The organism is Polyangiaceae bacterium, from assembly GCA_016715885.1.
Classification (GTDB): domain Bacteria; phylum Myxococcota_A; class Polyangia; order Polyangiales; family Polyangiaceae; genus Polyangium.
Genome location: JADJXL010000016.1, coordinates 280,960 through 304,123 on the forward strand (window position 1 = coordinate 280,960; position 23,164 = coordinate 304,123).

Consider the following 23,164-nt stretch of genomic DNA (forward strand, 5'->3'; position numbering starts at 1 on the left):
TGCGGCCGCCGCACGTGACTCGCATCGAGGGAGAGGGGAGAGGATGGCATGAACTCGCCGCGCACGATTCGCGTCGTCGCTGCCGTCATTGATCAAGACGGCAAGTACCTCATTACACAACGTCGTCCTACAGCCCTACTGCCGCTCTTGTGGGAGTTTCCTGGGGGACGTGTCGAAGATGGCGAAACGGATGCCAACGCGTTGAAACGTGAAGTGTTCCATCGCCTCGGGGTCGAAGTCGTACCGGGGCAACTCATTTCGTTCGTGAGCCATCCGTACGAACGATACGTCGTGGACCTCTATCTCTACGAGTGTCGCATTATGTCCGGCGAGCTTGCGCCTCTCGCCGTCAACGCATTCAAGTGGGTGACGAGTGCCGAGTTCGATCAGTACCCGTTCACGCCTGCGGATGAAGCGAGCATGAGCAAGCTTCTGGGCGTCGGCTGAGCGCGGAAAAGTCGTCCGTCCGCGCAAAAGTCATCCCAACTCACTGCGTCTCGTCTCGCGCACCGTGCAAAAGCCCAGATCGTGGTGAATCGATTGTCGATGCAGCGCGTCTGTGGCCCGTCGCGTCTTGCGGGTTGGGAAGAGACGCGCACGGTTGTAGCGTTGAAGAGGCGCCATGCGAACAAACGTCCTGATATTGGGGTCGATGGTGATTGCTGCTTCGGCATTCGCCATTGGGTGCGGCGGAGCAGGAAACAACAAGGGGGTTCACGCAGGCGGCGTGAGCGACCAAGGATGCGGTCGCGTTCGGCCTGGTGTGGGGGCACTGCCGAAGCAGGTCATGCACCAAGGCTCGACCGTCGCCATCGCTCAACACGGCAAGCGGTCGATTGCATACGTCGCTGATGCCGACGATGGAACGGTACACACGGTCGATGTTGCGACGGGCGAGGAGATCGCCACGACGTCCGTTGCAGGCTCTCCCTCACAACTCATCGTTGCTGCCGACGGTCGCGTGGTCGTTGCTCTTCGCGATCGCAGCGTCGTTCAAGTGCTCGAACCGACTGCCAAAGCCGAAGAGCCGCTCGAGTCGCTTTGTGTCGTTCCCACGCCCGCCGAACCTGTCGCTCTCGCGACGACGCCCGACGAAAAAACGCTCCTCGTTTCGAGCGGTTGGGGCGCCGCACTGACGGCCTACGACGCTGCGAGTTTGGCCCGCAGGTACGAGGTCCCGCTTCCTCGCGAGCCTCGCGCCGTCGTCGTTTCCGACGATGGCAAACGCGCATTCGTCACGCATGTCGTTGGTTCACGAATGAGCGTGGTCGACTTGGACAAACGCTCTGCCGTGTCGATGAACGTCGGTGGAACGGAAGAAGCCGAGTTTGGCCGGCGACACAGACTTTTTGGTAGCAGTCGAAGCGTCGTCGAACGACGAGGCTGTCAGGGATATGCGCTGGCTAAGTCGACCGAGCTCGCAGGACGCATCTTCGCTCCTCAAGTTCTCGTCGACCCGGGTCGTGCGGACGAGCGGTCCGAAGGATATGGCGACAGCAGCGCGAGTGCTCCCGAAGTTGCGGCAGTCGCGGTCATCGACGAAGACACGGCCGAGCCCATCGCAGAGTCGCTGTCGGTCGAGCAAGACGTGCGAACGATGGCGGGCATGCGCAAGCCCCGTCCGGCTTGCCTATTGCCACGTGCCGCCGTGGTCGATGGTCCGTCACGCGGGCTCTTCGTTGCGTGCATGGGTCTCGACGCCGTCGTCGAATACGACGCCGCGTCGGCTGATCCCGAACATTCCGAGCGCCGGCGAATTCCGGTTGCTGCAGGACCAACCGGTCTCGCCGTGGATACCGAAGCACGGCGACTCGTCGTGTTCTCTCAATTCGACCGCACGCTTCATGTCGTTCCGCTCGATGGCAAATCCGAAACGGCGAGCGACGACGACGCGACGGGCATGCGCGTGGCGCTGTCGCGCAAGGCGAAAGCAGTCACAGGCGTCGACCGCGAACTTGGTCGTCGTCTCTTTCACGCCACGAACGACCCGCGCATTTCCCGAGATGGTCGCGCATGCGCAAGTTGCCATCCGGATGGTCGCGACGATGCCCTCACGTGGGCTACGCCCGAGGGACCGCGACAAACTCCGATGCTTGCCGGCCGGCTCGCTCGAACGGCGCCCTACGGTTGGCTCGGGTCGACGGACAGCGTCGAAGGACATCTATCGCAAACGTTTGCCCGCCTCGGTGGAACCGGTCTCGAGCGTCGCGAGCTCGATGCGCTCATCGCGTTCGCAACGAACCTCGACGCACCTGTCATGACAAACTCTTCGACCGACAAGGTTCTCGTGGATCGTGGTCGTGACGTTTTTCATTCAGCCAAGGCCGGGTGCGCGAGCTGCCATCGTGAATCCGATGCTTTCACCGATCGGCAGGCGTACGACGTGAAGAGCAAGGCTGACGCGGACGCGGCGGCATCCTTCGATACGCCTTCGCTCAAGTTCGTTGGTGGCACCGCGCCCTACTTCCACGATGGGCGATACTCGACCCTGCGTGCCCTCTTGCTCGATTCGGACGGCAAAATGGGACACACCAAGCACCTGGCGCAAGATGACCTCGTCGCGCTCGAGGCGTACCTGAGGAGTCTGTGATGCGTACGCTCATCACCCCCCTCGCCACAGTGTTTGTCCTGTCGGCACTTGCCCCGTCGGTCGCCGGTGCGGCAAGCGCACCGAGCGTCGCTTCTTTGCCCGAAGCGCGTTTGCCCGAAATGTTGCACCCCAAAGATTCTCCGCTGACGGTTGCGGCGGACGAGAGCATCACAGGACTTCGCGTAACAACTGCGAAGGAGCGTCAATTCGGCAGCGTCATGGGAATGGAAGGTCGGTGCGTGACCATTGGTGCCGTCGCGCCTGGTGCGGTTCCTTCAGGCAACGTCAGCGCCATGATTCGGGCGTCGTCGAGCGCGTTGCCACTCCGAATGGAGCGGTTTGTCGGATCGAATTCAGGTAAACCCGAGCTCGAAATCATCGATGCCTGGGTCGACATGACGACGAGCGGCCTGCGCGCCGAGCGCACGACGCGCGTTTCACTCGTGCCCCTTGGTAAAGGACCCGCTGGGTACGTCGTGTACGGCTTTCGCAGCGACAACAAGCTCCACGTCGTATTCCCGACACCACAACGCTTCGTCTTCGTCGATGCGTTCGGCAAAGTTGGCTTTGCGGGTTGTGGTCACGCGCGCCTCGTGCTCGATCCCGCAGCGAACGCTGGATCGATCGTACGTGTTGCAGGGACGCTCGAATCCAAACCGGCGACGAAAACCCCGAGCGTCAATTCACGACAGATGGCTCAACCCCCCACGTTTCGCGGCATCGAAGCGAGCGTCAGCGTCAGCCGAACGAAACGCGACAAGGAACCCCTCCTCAGCGTGACCGTTGGCTGGAGCGAAGACGACGTGCCCGCACCAGTCATGGCCGCAGCGATCGAAGAGGAGTTTTCGCAACACCTCGACGATATGCCGATGCCCGTACCGATCGACCGAGACTGAGCCTTCTCTTGCGGGACGCGGTCGAGTCGGACAATCTCGACCCACTCGAACAAGGAAGGTTTTCGTGAGCGACCTCAAATTTTACTACACACCCATGACGAGCGCGATTCGTGTGCACTGGGCGCTCGAAGAGCTCGGCGTTCCCTATGAAAAAGTGCGCATCGATTTCGAAGCCGGTGATCAGAAGAAGCCCGAGTTTCTAGCGCTCAATCCAAACGGAAAAGTTCCGCTTCTCGTTGCCGAGGGCGAACCCATCTTCGAATCGCTCGCGATCCTGCTGTACCTCGGCGAGCGGTTTGGCGTGGACAAGGGCCTCTTTCCTACGCCGAGTCCTACGCGAGCCGTCGCGTTCAAGTGGATGGCATGGAGCACCGTCACGCTGGGCGAGGCAGTGACGCGATATCTGCGCAACACCGCCGATCGTTTTCCCGCAGAAGAACGCAACGCCAAGGCTGCCGAAACGGCGAAGAGTGACATTCAAGCGGCGCTCGGCATCCTCGACAAAGAGCTCGCTGACAAACCCTACGTGCTCGGCGATTCGTTCTCGCTCGTTGATGTTTCCCTCGCTGCGCTCGTCCCCTTCCTGGCGCGCGTCGGAATCGAGACTGGCGCCTTCACGAACATCAATGCGTGGGTTGGTCGATGTATGAGCCGTCCCGCGCTCGGGCGAGCGATGATGGGCTGAGCTCAACCTGCATTCCTACGAAGCAGAACCAAAAACGTTGGTCCTCCAATGAGTGCGGTGACCGCGCCCACGGGGGGCTCCGTGCCGAGCGTACGAAACGCAAGGCGCGCGACGAGATCACAACCCACGACCATGACGGCTCCGCCCAGCATGGACACCGGCATCACGCGCCTTTGGTCGTATCCAATCAGCCGGCGCACCGCATGTGGCACCACGAGCCCCACGAAGCCGATGAGTCCCGTCATGCTGACGATCGCTCCGACGACAAATGACGACGCGAAGAAGATTCGGCGCTCGAGTCTCCGCACATCGACGCCGAGCGTTCCGGCCGTTTCGTCACCCAGCGAGAGCACGTTGAGCCGTGCTGCGTCGTGGAGCAGCACGGCACATCCAAGAGCCACGTAGACAGTTCCCGCAAGCAGGGATGGCAGATGTGGAAGATCCACGAAGCCCACGAGCCATCGCAGGAGCTGTTGTGCGCGCGATGGCGGCACCAGTGCTTTTTGAAACGTGATGAGCGAAGCGGCGATCGAGTTGACCATCACGCCCGCCAAAAGAATCGATGTGCTCGATGTTCCTCCGCGGGCATTGCGCGCAATCCCATAGACGAGCGACGTCGCAACCAGCCCGCCGACGAACGACGCGACGGGAAGCAGGGCCGCACCAAGTAACGTTGCGGTGCCAAGGCCCAGCGCGATGGCCGTCGTCGCGCCGAACGCGGCTCCGCCCGAGACACCGAGGATGTATGGTTCGGCAAGCGGGTTGCGTAGTAGCGCTTGAAACGCAGCACCAACTGCGCTCAGACCCGCACCAGCCAACGCGGCTAGCGCGACACGCGGAAGGCGCACGTCGACCAGGATGGTCCGATCGAGACCATCTTCGCCAAACGCGCGTTCGAGCGATATCGATTCCGTGCCTGTGGCGAGCGCAAGGACGACAGTGACGACGAGCAGTAGCGTTGCAAAGGCGATCGGACGTCGAATCAAACGTCGGTGCCTCCACGAGATGCAGCTTTGGTGTTCGAATTGTTTCGTTCGAACAGCAAGCGAAGTCCCGTCAGCGTCAGGTCGTCATCCGTCTCTTCGATGCTGGTCGTTTGAGGTGCAATGAGCCGCGCAAGCCCGCCGGTGGCGATGACGCGACAGGGGTAGTCGAGCTCGCGGATGAGCCTCGTGCAGAGTCCATCTACGAGCCCTGCGTAGCCGTAGACGATGCCCGATTGCATGCTGTGCACGGGGTTTCTTCCGACAACCTTGGGTGGAAGCGCAATCTCCACGCGCGACAGCCTTGCTGCTCTCGAGAACAGAGCATCGGCGCTGATTTGCACGCCGGGCGTGATGACACCTCCCAGGTACTCGCCCTTGGGCGTGACGCAGTCGAACGTCGTTGCCGTGCCAAAGTCGACGACGATGACTCCGCCTTTGGCCCATTCATACGCGGCGACCGCGTTCACGATGCGGTCAGCGCCTACTTCGCGCGGGTTCTCGTAAAGTATCGCCATGCCCGTCTTGATGCCGGGACCCACCACGAGAGGTTCTCGGCCAAACCCACGCCTGACGACTTCGACGGTCGTGTCCGTCAGTGCGGGCACCACGCTCGCAATGATGGCGTTCTCGATACGCGCGTGATCGAGCCCTCGGAGCGCGAGCATCTGCCTGACGAGGACCGCATATTCATCCGCCGTACGATTGCGTGCGCTCTCGCATCGCACATGTTCGCGCAGCACCGTCCCCTCGAAAACGCCGAACGAAATGTTCGTATTGCCGACATCGACCACGAGCAGCATCGGTCCCTCTTCAATTTTTGCAGCAGTCTACAACTTGCGCGCGAGCATCATGCCGTCGCGTACGGACAACAAAACATTCTGGACGCGAGCATCGGCAGTCACCGCGTCGTTGAAACGCGTGATGGCGATATCCGACGGTGCAACCGGAGCCAGCACGCGGCCGCTCCAAAGCGTGTTGTCCGCGACGAGCAGTCCGCCCTTCCGCAGCATGGGTAGTACGAGCTCGTAATAATCGACGTACCGCTCTTTGTCGGCGTCCAAGAACACGAGATCGAACGGCTCCGTCGTGGGGAGCGCTCGCAGCGACGTCAAGGCATCGCCAAGCACGATGCGAATTTTCTTTCCATATGAAACTCGATCGAAAAACGATTGCGCAATACGCGTCGCTTCGGGATCGATGTCGAGCGTGACGAGCTCTCCATCGTCGGGCAGCGCTCGCGCCATGCACAGTGCCGAATAGCCCGTGAACGTTCCGATCTCCAAAACCCGGCGCGCTCCCATCAGCGCGCAGAGCATCTCGAGAAACGTCCCTTCGACGCGCCCCACCTGCATGTGAGGAGACTTCATCGAGCCGTACGTCACCGTGCGCAACTCGTCGAAGATCTCGGGACGAGGTTGGGTGTGGGCTTCGACGTACGCATCGAGTCCCGGTAGTACGATGTCCGTCATGATGTCCCGCCTTCGTGTTGGATTTCGCGTCGAGCCTACCACCTTGATTCGTCTGGGTCGGGTGTGACGCACGATGCGTTGCGTCTCTTGTTCCAGCAGTGCCAGGATCGAACGAGTCCTTTCCCTTCGCGCATAAACGGGGGAAGATCCCCTTCGTGACGTTCGTGTGATGGAGGGTAGCGTGAGCACCAAGAGGCTTGGCTTTGCAGCACTCGTGCTTGGGTTTGTCGGCGCATGCGCAACCCCGACGGGCCCCGGCTTCAACCAGAACAATGGCGCTGGTGGAGAAGGTGGTGAAGGCGGAGAAGGGGGAGAGGGTGGCATGTCCAGCGGCATGGGTGGCGCTGGCGTGTCGAGCAGTTCGTCGAGCGGCGGAGTGTCGAGTAGCTCGTCGAGTGCAAGCTCATCGAGCAGCAGCTCATCGAGCAGCAGTGCATCGAGCAGCAGCTCATCGAGCAGCAGTTCCGGCGGCCCCATGTGTGGACCTTCCGAGCACCTGTGTTCGGGCATCTGCGCCCCCAACTCGCCCGAAACGGGATGCTTCACTTCGCAAACGTGCACGCCGTGTCCGCAAGTTCAGAACGGTGTGCCGACCTGCTCCGCGCAAGGCATTTGCGACGTGAGCTGCAACTCGGGGTACCAAAAGCTCGGCAATGTGTGCACCTGCTCGGCTGCTTGTTGTCAAAACGCCGATTGTCCTTCCGGACAAACCTGTATGGGCGGCACGTGCTCGGGTGGCGGTGGTACGTGTGACCCGTTCGCGTGCACCGCAAGCTGCATCATTCAAATGAAAATCGGCACGTGCATTGGCGACATGTGCATATGTGTCACGCCGCCCTGAGATGTCGTTTGTCCAGGAAATCGAATCGAGCAAGTATCCGACATTGTCGTTCGTGGTTCTCGTGACGGATCCGTACAGACGGCTCGTCCCCTGAGTGCACTGCCGCTTCTCGCGGTTTTGTTTGCAGAAAGTCGCCCTTGCCGCCTGCGCATGCCATGCTGCGTCCCGCGGCATGATTTCGCACCAGACCCCTTATTTCATCGTCCACTCGGATGGTGCGGGCTTCGTCGTCCGCGTCCAAAGGACCGGACTCGAGTTTCCCGATATCGCGACGATGGAGCGCGACATGGACGCGATTATCGTCGCTCTCGATCGCCTCGGACGCGATCGCAAGGGCCTTTGCATCGATTGGCGCGAAGGGCCGTTGCGCAACGACACTCCATTCGAGGACACCATTCGACGCACGATTCCTCGTATGGTCCGCGGTTATCGAGCTGTCGCGGTGATCGCCAGGTCCGCCGTTGGAGCGTTGCAAGTCAAGCGCCTCTTTCGCGAAGCGAGTTTCGTGGGCGAGGTGTTTCAGGACGAATCCGAGGCGCTGGATTATTTGCGTGGTTCGGCAGGTGTGATGTCGCGTCGTCCCACGCCCATTCCTCCTGGCGAGCGGTCGGTCCCGACGAATGCACGCGGCGACAGAATGTCCACGGCGCAGTTGCAGGCAATCGAACGAGTGTCTGCCACGGCTGGTGCGCGTACTGAAAGGCATTCGTCGCTTCCTCCGATGCCTTCCGAGCGTCCGAATGCGCAATCGGCGGGGCGTGATCGAATGTCGACGGTGCCGCCGCAGCCGGCCGAGCGTATATCGCAGCTTCCGAATCCCGAAGACCGGCCTTCGTCTCTGCCGCTTCCGCCGCCTGCTCGACCGCCTCGAACGCACTGAGCGGCCCAACCGAGTAGCAGGTTGGGGGCAGCCTATGGCACGCTGGCCTCGATGAAGATCGCGGCGACGGGAATCACCAGCAGTGTCGGCAGGCGCCTTTGCGAGATCGCGCGGGAACGTGGCGACGAAATCACCGGACTCGTGCGTGATCCGAATCGGCTCGACGCAAGGAGTCTCGAGCGCCTCGGCGTGCGCATCGTTGCGGGGGACGTGTGTGACGCACGGGCCGTCGCCGAAGTTGCGCGTGGAGCGGATGTGCTCGTGCATGCGGCAGCGGCCGTTGGAGACGGCGTCGATCCTGCGGAGATGCAGCGGGTGAACGTCGACGGAACGCGTGTCGTCATCGAAGCCGCGGCCGAAGCTCGCGTGGCGCATGTCGTGTACCTCTCGTCGACGGCGGTTTATGGCCGTCCGGATCGCGGTCGAGTGACGGAGGCGTGGCCAACGCGTCTCATTGGAATGCCTTACGAAGACACGAAAGCCCTAGCCGAGCGAATTGCGTTCGAGCGCGGGCGCGAGCTGGGTTTGTCCGTGGTCGCCATTCGCCCGCCGATCATTTACGGACCTTATGATCGAAACTTCATGCCTCGAGCGCTCTCGATGTTGAAGCGTCGTATGGTTCTTTTGATCGATGGCGGTCGAGCGCCGCTCAACCTGGTGTGGGTCGATCACGTGATCGACGTCGTGCTTGCTGCAGCGGCGCGGCGAGATCTGGGTGGCGAAGCGTTCAACGTGATGGACCAAGTCGACGAGCGACCGCCGAGTGTACGGGAGGTTTTCGAGACGATTGCGAGAGCGGCCGAGCTTCCGCCACCGCGAATTCGGCTGCCGTATTCAGCGGCGATGGCATTGGCAAAAACGCTCGAATGGGGATATTCCGCCGCAAAATCCAAAAAGACGCCACCGTTTACTCCATTCGTCGTTAAAATTCTGACGCGCGACGTCATCTATGATTCGTCGAAAGCGGCGGCCGAATTGGGTTTTACGCCGCGAATGACGTCACTCGCCGGAGTTGCTCGTTTCGCGGCGCTCTTGGGTGGCATTACCAGCCCGCACGACCGTTCCAAAGGCTGAATCTCGTTGCGTGTTTAGAAGAAGGTAGATCGGGGGGTATGGGGGGGCCGAGCCTCGCGTAGCGCGCGTCCCACGCGCGCGAAGCGAGCGCGCAAATCCTGGCCCGGATTCAACCTGATTGCTCTCCAGGGGGCGCTTCGGCGTTCACATCCGTCAAGCGCATGGGCAAAAGGCGGAGCAATGCCAACGCGAAGATGATATCGACGAGCGTAATGGCAATGCCCCAAGCCGTCGTGCATGCGGCAATCGCTGCCAATCGATCGGCCGACGTTGGATGCGGCGCGTATTGCTCGAAAAACGTCGCTGCGAGCACGTCGCGCGTGCCGAAACCTTGCGGCGTGAGCGGCAGCGTGACCGCCACCATCACAATCGGCACATACGTGAACGCCGCTTCGACCGGAATGCGGACGTCGAAAAACCAAAATGGGAGCCACGTGCCCAGAAAGAGCACGGCAAGGTGCGGCAATCGAGCCACGAGCGCGCGGAGATGACCCGTGACACCAGCCTCGAAGAGCGGAGCCAAAAGGCGTATTCGCACGAGAGGCGCCGGGCGCAATGCGAGAACGACGAGATACACGATGCCTGCGCCGAGCGGCAGCGCAAGCCACACCATTGGTTTTCCCACGAGAAGAATGGCCACACATGCAAGCCCCAAAATGCAACCCATCCAGGATGCATAAACGAGCAGCGTTGCCCCCGCGACGCGCGCCAGCGGAGCGCCATGAATGCGCGAAAGAGCCAACGTAATGAATGCTTGACCGAGGTGGTGATTCAAAATCGACGGCAGATACGAAGCGCCGCGCAAAATGAAAAAATCACGAAATCGAATGTTCGCCACGGATGCTCGATAAATGAGCACCGTTGCCAAGCTGTCGGCAGCGCAAAGGCCAACCACGAAAAGAATGACTGCCGGGAAAAAGAACGGCGACGAAACCCGCTTCAGATGCCCGAGAAAAGCATGCAAATCGAGCCGCGACAGGACGAAGCCGACGAGCCCCAGCGCGACGACGAACGGCAGTATGGTGCGCCAAACGCGCCGACGCGCGCTCGTGCCCGAAGAAGATACTGCTGGACTTGACGTTGAAGCTTCAGCCATCGCGCGGGGGACCGTAGCAGAAAAGCAAGCCAGAGAAATCGCAGTCAGCGACCGTGCGACGCCGCAACCGCGACGTTCCTCTTGCGGCTGAGGCGCGCTACGGCCGTCACGAGCGTCGCCGGATCGATCGGTTTGGTCAGATGCTCGGTAAATCCAGCATCGAACGCACGCTCCCGATCCTCGCTGCGCGCGAACGCCGTCAGCGCCACCGCGGGCACCGGCAACTCGTTGCACGACGCTTCTCGCGAACGCAGCTCACGCACGAGCGCATAACCGTCCATGCCCGGCATGCCGACGTCACTGACGAGCACGTCCGGTCGCGCCTCGTCGATGACCGCAAGCGCCTCGGCCGCCGATGCCGCGCTCACCACCTCCGCCGACGATTCCTCGAGGACGCGCTGCACGAATTCACGCGTGTCGCTTTCGTCCTCGACCAGCAAAACGCGCACGCCTCCCAGCATCGTGCCTTCCGCTGCCGCCTTCGACGATTCTGCTCCTGCGCCAAGCACTCGCTCTGGCTTCGATGCGAGCGGCAGCTCGACCGTGAACGTCGACCCACGTCCCAGTCCTGCACTCTCGGCGCGCACGCGTCCGCCGTGAAGCTCGGCCAAGTGCTTGACGATCGCCAGGCCCAAGCCCAGGCCTCCGTGCTTGCGCGATGCCGCGGTGCCTTCTTGCTGTCGAAAGCGCGTGAAAAGATGAGGCAAGAACTCAGGCGAAATGCCTTCGCCGGTATCGCGAACGATGATGTGCGCCCACCCGTCTCGCGCTTCCACCCGCACTTCGACCGTGCCGTCGCGTGGCGTGAACTTGATCGCGTTCGAAACGAGGTTCCACACGATCTGCTCGACACGCGCGGGATCACCGACCAACGGCTCGTCGATCGGTGAAATGTGCGTGTTCAGCCGAACCCCTTTCGCTTGAGCCACCGGCCGAACCGTTTCGACGGCGGTCGACGTGACAGCACCAAGATCGATCGGCGAAGTTTCAAGTCGTAGTTTGCCGGTGACGATGCGTCCCACATCGAGAAGATCGGCAACGAGCTGCGTGAGCGTGCGCGCGTTTCGTTCGATGATGGTCAAGCCTCGATCGAGTTTGTCCGGGTCACGCTGCGGACGCTTCAGGATCTGAACCCAGCCAAGAATGGCCGTCAGCGGTGTGCGCAACTCGTGGGAGATCGTCGCGACAAACTCGTCCTTCATGCGGTTCAGCCGCTCCGCTTCCGATCTCGCTGCACGCTCGCTTTCTTCCGCGCGTTTGCGATCGGTGATGTCGATGTTGATTCCGTGCAGACGCGTTGGACGTCCCCGTTCATCACGATCGATCCGCCCCAGCCTCAGGATCCAACGCTCACCTTTTCGTGGATGAAGAATCCGAAACTCGGTGCGGTAGAGGTCCTGTCGACTCGGCTGGAGGAGCTGCTGCACTTGAGCTTCCTGCGCGGCTCGGTCGTCCTGCAACAACGTGTCGAGCCAATCGCGAAGACTCGTGATCGACGTCGTCTCTGGATCCAGCCCGTAGAGCGCGTAGTTCGTCTTCGACCAGACCAGTTTGTCGCGGATGACATCCCAGTCCCACGTACCGGCGCCCGCCGCATCGAGGGTCAACTCCATGCGAGCGTTGGCTTCGCGCAGCAACGCTTCTCGCGCAGCAACCCGCCGCTCGGCCTCGACCGTGCGTGCGATCTCGCTGTGCATCCTTCCGCTGACGCCACTGATGACGAGGCCGATCAAAACGAACAGGACGATTCGAGCGACGTCGTCAGAAATAGTCGAGTCAAACTGCGGCTCGATGAAGAAGTACGTACCCACTACGGTACTGAAGAGCGTTGCCAGCACACCGACCCAAAAGCCGCCGAGTGCCGCGCAGATCGTCACTGGAAGGACAAACGCTACCAGTGGCGACGTTTCCCGCAGTAGGTCCTGAAACGCCATGCGCAGCAGCACGGTTGCTGCGACGCACGCGACCACCAACAGCACTCCACCGCGCGAGAGCCTCCAAAAGGTTCGCTTGGGTGTCGTTCCGTCCTCTCCACGATCGAGAAACCCGATCATTTCTTGGCGTTCATAGTGCCACTCCGTGAGCATGAAAGCCGCTCGGTCTCAATCCGATCGCATTGTTTCGAGTTCGGATCAATCAGGACCGGACGAACTCGACTTCATTGTGGGACTCGACGCAACGAACGAGCGTCGCAACGAAGCAGACGTGCTGATGGAGCGGTGAGGAGAACGTCACAACGAGCGAGCTCGTCATGCACTTCTGCCAAGACGAATGCATCGCGTTCGATGACGAGCGCAGGTCCTTCATCAAGTGCCGCACGCAATGCTACTCGTGCATCGGCACCAGACGTTTCGTCGAGAGAATGCGAATGGGCTAGCGAGAGCACGCGTCGTCGTGACGCTCGCAAAACAAACTCGCCCGATTGCTCGACATCGGGCCACATCGCCTGTCCGCCCGCCGCTCGCTCGATGTAGTACGCCAAGAGCGTTGCATCGTAGTGCGCCACGACGACGATCCGCGACTCCGATCGTTCGAGCGCAAACGATGCGAAACGCGGCATGAATGCATCGGTGTCCGGCAGATACGCAAGGCCCGCCCCGGGCAGAGACCCGCGCGCGAAGACCAAGAGAATCGCCCCGCAAACCAAGACCCATGCACGCTTTGCACGGCCGCGTGCGGACGGGCCCAGTGCCAGCGCAAGCGACAAGGCAGGGACGATCGCAACGAGATAATACGGCTGAACGCGCGCGAATTGTGAGGCGAGTGCGATGCCGAGCGCCGTCGTGATCGTCACGCCAAACGCAACGAGAGACGCTCCATCACGCCGGAAGAGCCACGCAGCGATCGCCACGAACGTTGCAGCACAAATGGTTGTAGCTCCAACGGATGCGGAGGCTTGCGTCACGAGCTCCGACAAGGTTTCCACGGGCGAGCGCTGTCCCCAGGCGAGTCCAGGAAAACTCGCTGCAACCGAGCGCGCACCGTGATCTCGAAGGATCGTCCATGCACCAAGTACCAGCGCGGGCGATCCCGCTACGGCGCCCAGACCTAGCGCAACAAGGGTGTCCTTGCGCAACGTGCGCGTCGCAGCGAGCGTCACGACGATGCCGAGGATCACGAGCGGCGCGAGGTAATACGTCCACGCAAGAAGGGCGATCACGAGGGCGAGTGATCGCTTCACATGGATGGACGCTGAGCTCGACAGCCGCACGGAGAGCGCAACGGCTGCGATGACGAGCAATGCGAAGAAGGGGATTTCGCTGACTTCACGCGAACGCCTCACGAGCTCGGGGCTGATGGTGACGATGAGCCCGCACAAGGCGCTCGATGGGCCCGCGCGCCGTCGAACGAGACGTGCTCCCCAGATGATCGCCGGTCCGATGAGCGCGCCTGAAATGGCCGCTGGAAGCCGAGCGATCGTCTCGGTTTGTCCAAAGAAACCAGCCACATGAAGCACGACGAACCACAAGGGCGGATGTCGGTCTTCGAGCCCTTTGCCCGTCAGGATTTCACCGAGCGGGAGTTGTCCCGTGAAGAAACGCTGCACGTCTTGATCGTGGGTGAACGGTAGATCGAGGTGCGGCAGACGCAGGCCCAGGCCAAGACAGAAAAGCAGGGCAGCAGCCAGAGCATCACCATGACGAGGTAGCGATGCGACAAACCCTAGCGCCGTCGCCACGAGCAGCACGATGAGTGCTCCACGCAATCCAGCTGCACGCTCGAACGCGCGTGTCATCCACGGCGGAGACGGTTCGGCTTCGAGAGGGATGGACGAGACACTGCCGAGACCATGATCGTTTGCTCTCAAATGAATTGCGATCGCTTCGGTGACGGCTTCGAGATCTTCGTTCGATGCAGCGGATCTCGGCGTTTCATAAGCCACCCCGAAATTCGTGGTCTCGCGAATTCCCGGCCACTGCCCCTTGTCGACGATGTGCACTTCGATGCGGCCGGGCGGCCCGTGTGTCGCGTCGTCTCGACGAGCCGTGAAGACCACGTCGCGCTCTTCACCGCGGCGTGGTGACGACAGGTAATAGCCACGCGTGATGTGCCCGCCCGGTACGAGTGGCAGCATGAGCTCTTCCCACGTCGCCGAGCGAGGCTTCGCGGCATCGGGCCAAAGCAGGATCGTGGCTGCGACGAGCGCGAACATCGCAAACAGTACACGTCGCCAGGTCGTCGACGCCGAAGGTGTCACATGTGGGACGTTACCGAGAGCGCCACGAACTTGGCAGTCGAGGTTGCTCGATGGTGCGCGAACAGGCGCGCTCGGCCAGCAAACCGCAGTAGCTCATGCAAAGCGGCGCTCTATACTTTGGACGGTGTCGACAGGTTCTCCCCCGAGTGACCTCGTCAAAAAGACGAGCAGTCGTGAGCGCATGCCAGGTGACGACGATGGTCCCTCCGCAGGTGCCATCGTTCGTGCACGGAGTCGTATACAAGTGCGTCGTTTTGCAGGGCCAGTGGCGTACGCCGAGCAGCTCTCGCATTTGCGCATCGCACACTTGACGGACTTGCATGTCGGCCGAGTGACGCCGTGGGCCGTTCAACTCGCAGCCGTCGATTTGACGAACGAAGAGAAGCCGGACTTGGTGCTGCTGACGGGTGACTTCGTTTGTCACAGCCAGGAATATCTCGATCGCCTCGAGTACCTCATTTCGCGTTTTCAGGTGCCCGTCATGGCGGTGCTCGGCAATCACGACTATTGGTCGGGCGCGGATGAAGTTCGTCTGGCGCTGCGTCGTGGTGGTGCCGAGGTGCTGGACAATCGACACACGCTCATCGGTCTGCGCCATCAGATGTTGCAGGTCGTCGGCTTGGATGATGCGTACACGGGTCACGCGCGTCGGGACGAAGCACTCAAGGGACTACGCAAGGACCTTCCCTCGATAGCGATGTCGCACATCGCAGAAGAAGCGGATGGACTGTGGTTTCACGGGGTGCCGCTCGTATTGTCCGGACACACCCATGCTGGTCAGATCACGCTGGCGCGTTTGCATGAGCTCGCGCTCGGGAAGTTGGCGGGGCACAGGTACGTTCACGGCTTGTATGGGAGCCGGAAAAACGGCGGTGATCACCCGGGAGCGGTGTACGTTGGCGCGGGTATCGGCGCGTCGGTGATGCCGCTTCGGCTAGGTGAGCGAGGCCAGCGCGAAGTGGCGATTTTCGAGCTGGGATACGAACCGGGGACCATCGAAGAGCATCACGCCGAGCAAGCGCCTTTGCCAGGCCGTCCGCCGTCGGCGCGGGTGATGGCCAAGCGAGCTGCGGCGGTCATCGAGAAGCGTGAAAAGCGCGAGCGAAAAGCCGGGCGAAACCCGTGATGGCGTTCATGCCTGCGGAATGACTGGCGGCCTCTGCGCCTCGAACTTGTCGTGAACGAAGAGAAGCACGTCGTCGCGGTGCTGCTGCACGTCGAGCTCGTGGTGAAAGATCGCCTCGATGGTCATGTCGGGTCCGATCACGAACGTGTATCGCCGTGCCAGACCTACGATGGGCCAGAGCACGCCGTAGGCTTTCGCGATGCGTTTGTCCGCGTCCGCAATCAGCGGAAAGGGCACGCGAAGCTCGCCCGCAAAGCGACATTGCGTATCGAACTCGTCGGTGCTTACGCCGACCAGATTTGCGCCGGCAAGAAGCAGCTCGTTGAAGTTGTCGGTGAACGTTCGAGTTTCTTTGGTGCAGTGAGGGGTGAAGGCTTTGGGAAAGAAGTAGACGACCGTACACAGGCCGGTTTGCTCGGACAGGACGAACGGCGTTCCATTGTTTGTCTGGGCGGAGATCTCGGGTGCCCGATCACCCACTTTCAGCGAGCTCATCTAGATCGGCTCCATGGTAGCTTCGGACAGCGGCGGCGTCAGCGTTCTGTTTGCGAGGGTCGGCAGATTGGGCGCATCCGGTGCGAGACGATCCTCGCGTGCGCGTGCCCTAGAAACTCGCGTTTTCTCGCGGGGTTCGCTACCATCATCGCACGCGTGTTCCGACGAACTGCCCGGGCAAGCTCAGAGTACGGCGGCCACTCGTGGCTGTCGTGTCTTTCGTTGGGATACGGTTTCAACGGTTCATGCCCGGACAAGCCCTCCGTGCGCTGTGATGCGCCGAGCAGGGTAGGGAGAAGCTTTCGATGAAGCGAACTTCTTGGCTCTTGATCGTTCCGCTTGCGCTTGCTGCCGCCGTTGCCGCGCCCATGGCGTGTGTCGAATTCGATACGTACTCCCTCGACCCGACCGGCCCAGGTGGCGGCGGTACGGGTGGCATGGGTGGTTCGAGCACCGGTTCTGGCGGCATGACGACCTCGTCGAGCAGCAGCGGCGGTGACTGCAAAATGGTCGAGGATTGCATTGGCAATGCATGCAAGACTGCGATCGCGTGCGAAATGGGCACTTGCAAATGGGATTTCGCTGCGAATGGCACCAAGTCGGCCTCGCAACTCTATGGCGATTGCTTGGATCGAGTGTGCGATGGGGCCGGTGACTTCACGGATGTCAGTGGTGACGAGACGAAAGACAAGTACGTATGGGCAAACCCGTGTTACACGAGCGCCTGCGGAAAAGACTACGACAAGGCCATGGCCAATGACGGCGTCACGTGTGAGACTCCGTGGGGCAATCCTGCAGGTACATGCAATAATTTCAAATGCGTCGAATGCACGCAGGAGTCCGAATGCGGGATGACTGAAACGTGCCAGAATGGCCGGTGCGTCCCGGTAAGCTGCGGCGACGGGCTGCTGAATGGCATGGGCGGCGCGGGCGGCGCGGGCGGCGCGGGCGGCATGGGCGGCATGGGCGGCGCGGGCGGTATGGGCGGCGCGGGCGGCATGGGCGGTGGCCTGCCTGGCCCAGAGACCGGTACCGATTGCGGTGGGCCCGAGTGCCAGCCTTGCGGTGAAGGCGAGGGGTGCAACACCTCCGACGATTGCGAGGGCGTTTGCGACACGTTGGTGAGCAAGTGTCTGGCCCCCTCGTGTTCCGATGGCAAGCTCAACAACGACGAAACGGATCGCGATTGTGGAGGCGCATGTGCCTCGGAAATGCCCCCCAAGAAATGCCCCGCGTTCTTCAAGTGCCTGTTCCCCACCGATTGCGAAAGCGGCGTGTGTTTCAAGGGAGCGTGTCAAGAGCCGACCTGCTTTGATTTGACGCAAAACGGCAGCGAGACGAATGTCGATTGTGGTGGCTCCTGTGCGCCTTGCCAGTAATCGAGCCGGTGCGCTCCTGCGTCAGAAGCGCCGTCATCTCACGTGAAAACGCCTGACTCTCCGATGATTGTCAATGTGGGGCGCTGCATCGAAAACTGCGCGATACCCACGGTCGAATGAACGCGAGTGAACAACTCACCGCGCCTGTCGCGGTACGGGAGGAATCCTTGTCATGAAAATCGAACGGGCTTGGTTCTTTGTTGCATGCTTCGGTGTCGTTGCCGCGCATTTCGTGGGATGCAGTGATCCCCCTGAGGTCACGACTCCGCCAACCAGTTCGTCTTCCGGCAGCAGCAGCGGCGACGGTGGCGCCGGTGGTTCGGGCGGAGGCGGCGCCGGCGGCGGGTCCAGCTCCAGCAGCGGCATGCCGCCAGAGTGCACGACGGCCGCCGATTGCACGAATCACGGCACGGCGGACTTTTGCGGCGAACCCGAATGCTCCGATGGCAAATGCGGCCGCAAAGGATTGCAAGCCCCCGGTACTCCATTGCCGTCGCAGCTCTATGGCGATTGCCTCGAACGGCAATGCGACAGCTCGTTCAACATTGCCGAGGTCGCGGCAGACGACGTTTACGACGACGCCAAAGAATGCACCACCGACGTCTGCACCAATGGCGTGCTTTCCCATGAACCCGTCGCGCAAGGAACTCTCTGCACGCAGCCCACCGGTGCTCAGGGTATTTGTGACGGAACCGGCGCCTGCGTGACGTGCCTCGACGGCGTTCAAAGCTGCACGGGCTCGTTCGTGTGCCAAATGAATACGTGCGTCAACATGAAATGCACCAATACCATTCAAGATCCCGGCGAAAGTGACGTCGATTGCGGTGCTGTCGGCTGCTTGCCGTGCGCGGACGGGCTAAAATGCACGAATTTCACGCAATGCGCGAGCAGCGTGTGCACGAATGGCATGTGCGCGGCACCAAGCTGCTCCGATGCCTTCAAAAACGGCAACGAAACCGGCTTCGACTGCGGCGGTGCCGATTGCAACAAATGCGCCGACAACGAAGGATGCGTCACGCCGAACGATTGTCAAAGCGGTGTGTGCAAAGCCGGTGTGTGCATTCCCCCGACCTGCACCGATGCTGTGCAAAACGCCGACGAGGGCGGCATCGATTGCGGCGGAGCCTGCCCGACGCCCTGCCCGTAATTCCAACCTCGACCCTCCATGCCGCGTAGCGTCCCCATCCCCACCGATTGCCTGCTCTGCGGGACGTGCTGCTTCTCCACTCTGCCCGAATACATCCGCGTCTTCGGCGTCGATTACGATCGCATGGACGACGAAGCGAAGTCCTTCACGCATTTCATCGGCAATCGCTGCTTCATGCAAATTCACGAAGGACACTGCGCTGCATTGGCCATCGAATCGAGCGGCCGCTTCGTTTGTCGCATCTACCCGATGCGGCCAGACGTTTGTCGGTCGCTCGAACGCGGGTCGGGCGCTTGCGCTGGAGAATTGATTGACAAACGCGAACGACCCCTGCTCGCGCTCGAGGCGCTCTTGCGCAGTCGCAAGTAAAGCGCCGTTCAATTTGAACAAAGCAAAATCGGGGGTTTGGGGGGCCGAGCCTCGCCGTGCTTTTGCGAAGCAAAAGCACCGGGAGGCGAGCCTCGGCCCCCCAACGTTAACCAAGCCTCGCGCGGCGCGCGTCCCACGCGCGCGAAGCGAGCGTGCAAATTCTGGCCCGGATTCACGGCGAGGAAGGGGCTGCGTCCACACCTGCATCCACGTTTGCCGCGGGCGCGCGACGCTCGACACGCATCGTCACATCCACCAACACAGTTTGTCCTGGTGCAACCATAATTTCGCGTTTTTCGTCGGGCGCATTCGGATGCTTGAACGTCACGTAATGACGCCCCGCAGAAACGACGATCGGCTTGGCCATTGGCGTCACGTCCACCGTGCGGCCATCCACGACCACTTCTGCCCACGGTCGCGCCAATACGCGTAAAAATCCCCGCTCCGATTCATGCATGTTTTCTTCGGCAATACGTGAAATCTCCCCACCGCCAGAAGCGACCTCGATGGCCACGGCTCCTACGATGACGAGCAAAAAGAGCCCTCCGAGCTGCCATGCCAACGGGCGTAGTGCCAATCGGGACGCCGCTTTTTTTCGATGCCGCCGGACCTTGTCCTCGACCAGCATCTCCCCAAGATTTGCCTGCGCGAGCGCTCGCGTCACGAGAACCGGCAATGGTGAATTCGATAATGCATCGAGTGCTTCGTCGAGCGCCGTCGCCAATGCTTCGCCGTCGTCGAAGCGTTCCTCGGGGCGTTTGGCAAGACAACGAAAAACAGCGTGCGAAAGCACTTCGGGAATTTTTACCCCGTGAGCTGAAAATGGCGACGGCTCCTCGCTGCGAATTCGGCGCGAAAGCTCGGTGGGCGACGGTTTTCCATCATCCCATGGCCCCTGTCCGCAAAGCATTTCATACAGGACGACACCCAAAGAAAAAACATCCGATTGCGGCGTCGCGGGCTCCCCCATGATCCGCTCGGGGGACATGTATCGATGCCCATGAATCACTTCGGTGCGCTCGAAACGCTCCGCGGAACCCCCCAATTCTTCGGCCGCTTCAAAATCCAAAAGAACGACGCGTCCGTCCGGCGAAATCACGATTCCGCGCGGCTCCACATTTCGATGCACGATGCGTCGCGCGTGCGCATGACCGAGTCCATGCGCAACTTCGAGCGCAATGGCGACGGCAGTCGGCACTTCGAGCCTCCGGGACTGCTGGAGAATGGCAGCGAGCGACGGGCCATCGACATATTCGAGCGCCACCCATGTCGGATCGGAATCGGACGACACGTCGAGCAGGCGCGGAATGGAAACATGCGCCAAGCGGCTCAGTATCTTCGCTTCACGGCCAAGCGTGGCTGCGAGCGGCGAGCCTTCTGCAAGGCTCGTTTTCAATGTTTTTAAAAGAACGATGCGCCCCAGCCGCTCATGTTCGGCACGATGAAGCGACGCAATGCTACCTTCTGCCAATCGCTCCCGAATTCGATAAGGTCCCACGTGCGCCGGCACAAGGAGCTCCCCTTATCGCGCCGAGCGTAGCGACCGCCCCGTCATGGCCTCGGGTTTGGCAATTCCAAGCACGTCGAGCACCGTCGGAGCCACGTCTGCAAGCTGTCCGCCGGACACGAGCGACGCGCCTGTGTCGGATGGGTTTGCATAGAAAAACGGCGTCGGGTTTGTCGTGTGTAAACCTCGAGGTTTGCCCTCGGCGTCGATCATCTCTTCCGCTGCCCCATGCGTGCCGACGACGAAGAGCACGCCACCAGCCGCTTCCGCAGCGCTCGCAATCGTCCCGATCGCCGCGTCGATCGCTTCGATCGCCTCGATCGCTGCGCCAAGATCACCTCGACGCGCAGCACGATCCGCCGCACCAAAGTTCACCACGACAAACGCATGCGTCCCTTCACGGAGCGCTCGCTCCGCTGCCGCAGCTTGTTCACCCTCTGCCACGATCGTCACCGCGTCGTTCGAACGCACGCCTCCATCGAAGAAGCGCGACACGTGCATCGCACGATCGGCCGTTGCGATACGCAGCCCGGACAAACTCGCACCGCTCGTCGCTTCACCGAGCGTGCCGCTCATCGGCTGGCGCGGAAATGCCGCCAGCACATGCTCGAGTGCAGGGTCGATTTCGGTCAGCGAGAGCAGTCCAAATTCGTCGAAAGCTCGTACGGGTTTGCCCCGCTCCGTCAGGAACTCGACGACGTCCTCCGGGATGTTCTGACGGACGAACATCGACGCGAGCTGACGCGCGCGGTCTGGCCGGTGAAACAGGAACATGCCCGCTTCTTCGCCGATCCACTGCCAGACCAGTTTGTCGGCAGTGAAGTCCGCCATGTAGTCGCCCTTCATGCCCTCGTAGTCCCCGATGCGTACCGGCTCGATCGTCCCATCGGTGCGCTTCTTGTCGTACGCCGCGCGCAGCGCATCGTGCACTGTCTCTTTCGTGTCCACGGACCCGCGCACGATCGCCTCGTAGACGCGCTTCGTCGCTTCCCAATCACCGCTGCGATCCATCGCGAACGATGCTCCCGAGATGGTGCCGATCGTGCCGCGTTCCTCGAGTGAAAACAGCAGCGAATCGAGCAGCCGCGTCGCGCTCTTCGGAGCACTCGGCCGCTCTTCCAGAAACACGTGCACACACACGCGCGCATCGTTCGCCTCGCACACACGCAAGAGCGTGTGCAGGTGGCTCATCGACGCATGAGCGCTCGCATCCGAGAGCGGCATGAACAAGTGCAGGCGACACTTCCGATCGGCCGCGATCCACATCGCCCGTTCGATGATCTTGTTCTCGCCGAACTTCTTGCTCGCGATGACCCGATCGATCTCCGCTGAAGCCGGACGAGGCACTCGACCCGTACCAATCGCTTCGCACCCGAGCGCCCCCGTGCCCGGTTTGTCCGCTGCAAACCCCACGGCTTCGCCGCTTGCGGAAAGGTTCGTCCGAGCAAACCGTTGCGCGAGACCATCGAGGTGCGGCGTTTTCGCGAGACGAACCGCGTTGCCTTCCGCCTCGTCCCGATCACCTACTCCATCGAGCAAGCACAAAACCACGGGGCCTGTTTTTCGCGGTGCGTCCATGTCTTGCCCTTCTCCCTACGCGCTCGCTTCACCGCCCGTCTCGCGGCGAGTCTTGCGCCGCGAGCGTATGGCTTCTCGGGCCAGCTCGTCGGCGCGTTCATTTCCCGAAACACCAGAATGCCCAGGAACGTACACGAGCTTCGTCTTTTTGCGTTCGGAGAGAGCTCGTTTCACGCTCGCCACGAGCTCCTGATTTGCCTTTGCTTTCCAGCCTTTTTGGAGCACGCCGATGGCGTATTGACTGTCGGTGTAGACAGTCATCGGCGTCTCGGCGGGAACTTCACCCACGGCCCGCAAGATCGCCGTGAGCTCGGCGATGTTGTTCGTTCCTTCGCCAAGGTACTCGCTCAGCTCGATCCGCCTCGGCCCATCGACGATCATGACGCCGAGCCCTGCGGGGCCAGGATTGCCCGTGCAAGCGCCATCGGCGTACGCGATCACTTGCCCAGCGGGTGGTGGTGGAGCGTTTTCGTGCGCTGCTTTCGCCGCTGCTTTTCTTTCTTCCGACGTCGACGCAGCCCCTCCGGCCTTCGTCGTCTTCGCCGACGTTTCCTTTTTTTCAACGGTTTCGGCCGGTCCACATGCGTCGTCGGGCAAGACCTCGCCCGCGATGACGCTCAGGTTGTCCTCCCGAGCTCCGTATTTCCGCCCGTCGTTCGGTTTGTACCGAACTTCGACACGGCCCCCGTCTGCAACGAGCCTTCCCGCTTCGTCGGCTCGAGCAAACACCTTTTGACCTCGTAACAATGCGCGTACCCAGGGCACGGGCGCACCTTGCCACGAACGTTTGCAGAAGCCACCCCCCGCGTAGCGCGAGCTTCCCCCGTGACAGGAGCCCGCCTTCGTTG

21 protein-coding genes are annotated in these 23,164 nt (G+C 61.6%); 11 read left to right on the forward strand and 10 right to left on the reverse strand.

The annotated features are described in order from the left end of the window. Window positions 1-48: 48 nt before the first annotated feature. The 4 genes from IPM54_18735 (at window position 49) to IPM54_18750 (ending at window position 4,171) form a co-directional block, all read left to right on the forward strand. Window positions 49-447 carry a (deoxy)nucleoside triphosphate pyrophosphohydrolase gene (locus tag IPM54_18735; protein MBK9261825.1) on the forward strand — a complete coding sequence of 133 codons (399 nt, stop codon included), beginning with the start codon at window positions 49-51 and terminating at the stop codon, window positions 445-447. A 175-nt stretch (window positions 448-622) separates the two neighbouring features. Then, window positions 623-2,590: a cytochrome C peroxidase gene (locus tag IPM54_18740; GenBank protein MBK9261826.1), complete on the forward strand. Its 1,968-nt coding sequence runs from the start codon at window positions 623-625 to the stop codon at window positions 2,588-2,590. Beyond that, the gene (locus IPM54_18745) at window positions 2,590-3,486 is read left to right on the forward strand and encodes a hypothetical protein (protein MBK9261827.1); all 897 of its coding nucleotides are present in this window, start codon (window positions 2,590-2,592) and stop codon (window positions 3,484-3,486) included. The genes IPM54_18740 and IPM54_18745 overlap by 1 nt, the downstream gene beginning before the upstream one ends. Window positions 3,487-3,580: 94 nt before the next feature. Beyond that, a complete protein-coding gene (locus tag IPM54_18750) occupies window positions 3,581-4,171 on the forward strand; it encodes a glutathione S-transferase family protein (protein ID MBK9261828.1) in 591 nt (196 codons plus the stop codon). Between the two features lie 2 nt (window positions 4,172-4,173). Here IPM54_18750 and IPM54_18755 read toward each other — a convergent pair whose 3' ends face one another. Genes IPM54_18755 through IPM54_18765 form a run of 3 tightly spaced genes read right to left on the reverse strand, consistent with a single transcriptional unit; the run spans window position 4,174 to window position 6,626 of the window. Then, entirely contained in the window at window positions 4,174-5,178 is a 1,005-nt protein-coding gene (locus IPM54_18755) for an iron ABC transporter permease (protein ID MBK9261829.1), read from the reverse strand. Further along, complete coding sequence (locus tag IPM54_18760; GenBank protein ID MBK9261830.1) at window positions 5,154-5,957, reverse strand: type III pantothenate kinase; 804 nt, start codon at window positions 5,955-5,957, stop codon at window positions 5,154-5,156. The genes IPM54_18755 and IPM54_18760 overlap by 25 nt, the downstream gene beginning before the upstream one ends. Window positions 5,958-5,984: 27 nt before the next feature. Further along, window positions 5,985-6,626, reverse strand: coding sequence for a class I SAM-dependent methyltransferase (locus IPM54_18765; protein ID MBK9261831.1), 642 nt, complete (start codon window positions 6,624-6,626; stop codon window positions 5,985-5,987). A gap of 181 nt (window positions 6,627-6,807) precedes the next feature. On the opposite strand from IPM54_18765, the gene IPM54_18770 reads away from it, so the two are divergent. The 3 genes from IPM54_18770 (at window position 6,808) to IPM54_18780 (ending at window position 9,421) form a co-directional block, all read left to right on the forward strand. Next, on the forward strand, window positions 6,808-7,467 hold the full coding sequence (locus IPM54_18770; GenBank protein MBK9261832.1) for a hypothetical protein: 660 nt from the start codon (window positions 6,808-6,810) through the stop codon (window positions 7,465-7,467). 172 nt (window positions 7,468-7,639) lie between these two features. Next, window positions 7,640-8,347, forward strand: a complete 708-nt coding sequence (locus IPM54_18775; protein MBK9261833.1) for a hypothetical protein — start codon at window positions 7,640-7,642, stop codon at window positions 8,345-8,347. A 51-nt stretch (window positions 8,348-8,398) separates the two neighbouring features. Next, a complete protein-coding gene (locus IPM54_18780) occupies window positions 8,399-9,421 on the forward strand; it encodes an NAD-dependent epimerase/dehydratase family protein (protein ID MBK9261834.1) in 1,023 nt (340 codons plus the stop codon). Window positions 9,422-9,530: 109 nt separating this feature from the next. Here IPM54_18780 and IPM54_18785 read toward each other — a convergent pair whose 3' ends face one another. The 3 genes from IPM54_18785 to IPM54_18795 form a co-directional block, all read right to left on the reverse strand. After that, entirely contained in the window at window positions 9,531-10,517 is a 987-nt protein-coding gene (locus IPM54_18785; GenBank protein MBK9261835.1) for a flippase-like domain-containing protein, read from the reverse strand. 44 nt (window positions 10,518-10,561) lie between these two features. Beyond that, the gene (locus IPM54_18790; GenBank protein MBK9261836.1) at window positions 10,562-12,604 is read right to left on the reverse strand and encodes a response regulator; all 2,043 of its coding nucleotides are present in this window, start codon (window positions 12,602-12,604) and stop codon (window positions 10,562-10,564) included. Between the two features lie 71 nt (window positions 12,605-12,675). Further along, window positions 12,676-14,670 (reverse strand): hypothetical protein, encoded by a 1,995-nt coding sequence (locus IPM54_18795; GenBank protein MBK9261837.1) that lies wholly within the window; start codon window positions 14,668-14,670, stop codon window positions 12,676-12,678. Between the two features lie 226 nt (window positions 14,671-14,896). Between IPM54_18795 and IPM54_18800 the strand changes: the two genes are divergently transcribed. Then, complete coding sequence (locus IPM54_18800; protein ID MBK9261838.1) at window positions 14,897-15,841, forward strand: metallophosphoesterase; 945 nt, start codon at window positions 14,897-14,899, stop codon at window positions 15,839-15,841. A gap of 6 nt (window positions 15,842-15,847) precedes the next feature. Here IPM54_18800 and IPM54_18805 read toward each other — a convergent pair whose 3' ends face one another. Further along, window positions 15,848-16,336 (reverse strand): peroxiredoxin, encoded by a 489-nt coding sequence (locus IPM54_18805; protein ID MBK9261839.1) that lies wholly within the window; start codon window positions 16,334-16,336, stop codon window positions 15,848-15,850. A 305-nt stretch (window positions 16,337-16,641) separates the two neighbouring features. Here IPM54_18805 and IPM54_18810 point away from each other — a divergent pair, with 305 nt between their 5' ends. From IPM54_18810 to IPM54_18820, 3 genes are all read left to right on the forward strand, one after another. Continuing rightward, window positions 16,642-17,715, forward strand: a complete 1,074-nt coding sequence (locus IPM54_18810) for a hypothetical protein (protein MBK9261840.1) — start codon at window positions 16,642-16,644, stop codon at window positions 17,713-17,715. 172 nt (window positions 17,716-17,887) lie between these two features. Beyond that, window positions 17,888-18,862: a hypothetical protein gene (locus IPM54_18815; protein MBK9261841.1), complete on the forward strand. Its 975-nt coding sequence runs from the start codon at window positions 17,888-17,890 to the stop codon at window positions 18,860-18,862. A gap of 18 nt (window positions 18,863-18,880) precedes the next feature. Then, the gene (locus tag IPM54_18820) at window positions 18,881-19,231 is read left to right on the forward strand and encodes a YkgJ family cysteine cluster protein (GenBank protein MBK9261842.1); all 351 of its coding nucleotides are present in this window, start codon (window positions 18,881-18,883) and stop codon (window positions 19,229-19,231) included. 172 nt (window positions 19,232-19,403) lie between these two features. Here IPM54_18820 and IPM54_18825 read toward each other — a convergent pair whose 3' ends face one another. The 3 genes from IPM54_18825 to IPM54_18835 are packed head-to-tail and all read right to left on the reverse strand — an operon-like array spanning window position 19,404 to window position 23,081. Further along, window positions 19,404-20,741 carry a serine/threonine protein kinase gene (locus tag IPM54_18825; protein MBK9261843.1) on the reverse strand — a complete coding sequence of 446 codons (1,338 nt, stop codon included), beginning with the start codon at window positions 20,739-20,741 and terminating at the stop codon, window positions 19,404-19,406. A gap of 12 nt (window positions 20,742-20,753) precedes the next feature. Then, window positions 20,754-22,316, reverse strand: coding sequence for a 2,3-bisphosphoglycerate-independent phosphoglycerate mutase (locus tag IPM54_18830; protein ID MBK9261844.1), 1,563 nt, complete (start codon window positions 22,314-22,316; stop codon window positions 20,754-20,756). A gap of 15 nt (window positions 22,317-22,331) precedes the next feature. Next, on the reverse strand, window positions 22,332-23,081 hold the full coding sequence (locus IPM54_18835) for a ribonuclease HI (GenBank protein MBK9261845.1): 750 nt from the start codon (window positions 23,079-23,081) through the stop codon (window positions 22,332-22,334). Between the last annotated feature and the right edge of the window lie 83 nt (window positions 23,082-23,164).